5 protein-coding genes are annotated in these 3,055 nt (G+C 42.4%); all 5 read right to left on the reverse strand.

Annotated elements, in window-relative coordinates:
- On the reverse strand, positions 1–317 hold a 317-nt coding region (locus HZA10_03655), incomplete at its 3' end, for a hypothetical protein (GenBank protein MBI5195399.1).
- 217 nt (positions 318–534) lie between these two features.
- The gene (locus HZA10_03660) at positions 535–819 is read right to left on the reverse strand and encodes a hypothetical protein (protein MBI5195400.1); all 285 of its coding nucleotides are present in this window, start codon (positions 817–819) and stop codon (positions 535–537) included.
- A complete protein-coding gene (locus tag HZA10_03665; GenBank protein MBI5195401.1) occupies positions 819–1,103 on the reverse strand; it encodes a hypothetical protein in 285 nt (94 codons plus the stop codon). The genes HZA10_03660 and HZA10_03665 overlap by 1 nt, the downstream gene beginning before the upstream one ends.
- Positions 1,104–1,418: 315 nt before the next feature.
- Positions 1,419–2,468, reverse strand: a complete 1,050-nt coding sequence (locus tag HZA10_03670) for a Fic family protein (GenBank protein MBI5195402.1) — start codon at positions 2,466–2,468, stop codon at positions 1,419–1,421.
- A 59-nt stretch (positions 2,469–2,527) separates the two neighbouring features.
- Positions 2,528–3,055, reverse strand: a 528-nt coding sequence (ftsY, locus tag HZA10_03675; GenBank protein MBI5195403.1) for a signal recognition particle-docking protein FtsY, incomplete at its 5' end; no start/stop codon positions are given.

The following is a 3,055-nucleotide window of genomic DNA, read 5'->3' on the forward strand; positions in this document are numbered from 1 at the left end:
AAATAATCAGGCACCTGTCTGCGCTCTGCTTCAGGTATTTTATCCTGATTAAGATAGCCAAAACCCAATTCATTAAAAATCTTATCAATAAATCGCCTTTCGGTATTTGCCTCATTCCCCTTTCTTAAACCTACAATATTTTTCTCGTATAATTCCTGAATGGTTTTGTATACTGGCAATACCCCCTCATCTTTATGCCAGATTTTTGCTCCAGCCTGCGGCAGACGTTCTAATAGATAGTGGTTTGAAAAATTGCCTGATGTTATCCAGACATCTTCAAGTAAAGCAGGCTGAGGTTTTTTGCAGGTAGTATCCATTTGTTCAGGCATATTTTATATTAAAACAATGGCTATTGCAGTCTTTATCCTGAAAATAATGCACAACGACCATTATCCTGTTATCCTCATCACAAATTTATGCTTAATGCATACTCCTGCTGATAAAACAATGTATCCCCCCGCTTCCAGCCAAGCTGCATCAGTCTTTCAATTACCTTCAAGTCGGTGTCTGTGGCTTCGTTTGTTCTTGGCATGATTATTTGAATGCCTCAAAGCCTTTCAGATAATCGTCATAATCTATCGGAGATTCAACGCCGAATTCTGACAATAAGTCTATTGCTTCGCTTATTGAGAGTTCTAACTTTTCAGATAAAGCGCTTAATGATAGCTTGCCCTCCCTGTAAAGTTTGAGCATCAGAAATTCCCACCCATAATCTATAAGTTCTCTTGCAACTGCGGACTTATCCTTATGCCCCATTTTGGATAGTTCGTTGATTCTCTTTATTTCCCTGTCTTTCAGCCTTAAACTTATTACCGACATTATTTGCCTCCTTTCAGCCTTTTTGCTGCATCATCTATTATTCTTTTGTTATATCGTCCATACAAAGATAATTTTTCGAGCTTTACGATTGCCATCTCTTTGCCAATTTTCCCTTTTTCTGTGATGTTTATTAAAAAGTGAATTGCTGTTGTAAATTGAATGTTCAGTATCTTGCATGCCTTTATAGTCGGCAAATCATCCACAGCAAGAGGCAGTTTTCTTCTTAATGCAATAGCAAGCGATTCTGCCTCGCCGATGTGGATTCTGAAATCCCTGCACAGCATACTAACAGCTTCTTTATTTGCTGCAATTACTTCAATTTTACGATTATCAATAAGGGTAGAAATTAATTTAGCATCAAGGGTATCTTTAGTGTAATCGTTTAATCAACTTTTTTCCTAAACAAACCCCGATGATAGAGACTCAAAGCATACTCCTGCTGATAAAGCAAAGTATCCCCCCGCTTCCAGCCGAGTTGGTGGAGTCTCTCAATTATTTTCAAATCCGTATCTATCGCTTCGTTTATTCTCGGCATAATTGAAATATATTGGCGATAAGATAATCTTATCACAAATCAGTTTGGTGATAAGATTATCTTATCACATCTTGATTCGCTCCCACTCCGCATCGGGCCCCCGTCCGAGGCATCTGATTTTTTTCTCTTTCCTCAAATCGGCAAGAGCCCGCTGGAGGGTCGGATAGCTTACTCCGGGACAAACACGCCGCAAGTCTCCTATGGTAAAATGCTGCGGCAGGCTCTCTACGGCTCGCACCACCATTTCCCTTTTAGCGCCTCGTGCGGATGTAATTGTTCCCACCCTTGTTTCAAACTCTTTATAGGCGGCTGTCAACATGCCTACGAAGTAATTCCACCAGGGACGCAGACCGTGTTTGGCATCGTGCCATCCCTGAGAGCTTTTATAAAGCGATTCGTAGTAAGTTTCCTTGCTCTCCTCCACTATCCGCTCCAGACCTATGTAGCGGCCGACCTCATATCCGCTTTGATAAAGTAGCAGCAGCGTCAACAGCCGTCCAATCCTGCCGTTGCCGTCCATAAAGGGGTGAATGCACTCAAAATCAAGGATGAATGTTGCTACAGAAAGAAGAGGGTCAATTTTCCCCTCTGCTGTTGAGTTATTGAATGACTTGATAAGACTATCCATGAACTTGGGTGTGGCAATAGCTGAAACAGGCTGAAAGCGGACAAACTGCTTGCCGTCAGGCCGGACTTCCAAAATTGAATTATCCATGGTCTTCCACTTCCCGCCTTTTTCTTTTGTATAACGATACAGGGTTTTATGCCAGTTCAGGATAGTATCGGCAGACAGCCTCATTTTGGAATGGTTTGCATGAATGGAAGTTAGCACATCCCGGTATCCGGCTACTTCCTGTTCTGAACGATCCATAGGGGGCGTCTTCTTTAGAACAAGGGCATCAATCCTGCCGGGTGCAACCGTAACCCCTTCTATCCTGTTTGATGATTCGGCACTCTGGACCATTGCAACACGCCGCAGTGTCTCCAACACCTCAGGGGATTGCTCGGCATAAAGCATCTGTCGTCCCTTAAATTCTCCAATGGTGCGAATTGCCGTCAGAAACTGGTGTGATATTGGTGTTTCAAGGAAATAGTTATATTCAAATGACCTCATAAACAGTTACCTTTTGTATATATGAACATTGTCTTCCCCTTTTCAATAACGGTATAACTCTATCTCTCAAAAAGTGCATCTACGAATGCCTCTGGCTCAAATTCTCTTAAATCGGCTACTCCTTCACCAACTCCAATTAATTTTACAGGTATTTTAAGCTCATCAATAATATTGATAACCACACCGCCCTTTGCTGTCCCATCAAGTTTTGTGAGGGCAATGCCTGTTATACCAACAGCCTCGTTAAAAAGTTTTGCCTGTGATACAGCATTCTGCCCTGTGGTTGCATCAAGAACCATGAGTATTTCATGTGGAGCACCATGAAGCTCTCTCCCCATAATCCTCTTTATCTTTTTCATCTCCTCCATCAGATTTACCTTTGTATGCAATCTTCCAGCAGTATCGGCTATAAGAATGTCATAACCCCTCGCCTTTGCAGATTGAACTGCATCGTATATTACTGCCGATGGGTCTGCACCGCTCTGGTGTTTTATTACAGTGCATCCGCTCCTCTTACCCCATATCTCAAGCTGTTCAATGGCAGCAGCCCTGAATGTATCTCCTGCCGCAAGCAATACCTTTTTCCC

Source organism: Nitrospirota bacterium (genome assembly GCA_016212185.1).
Lineage (GTDB): Bacteria > Nitrospirota > Thermodesulfovibrionia > UBA6902 > DSMQ01 > JACRGX01.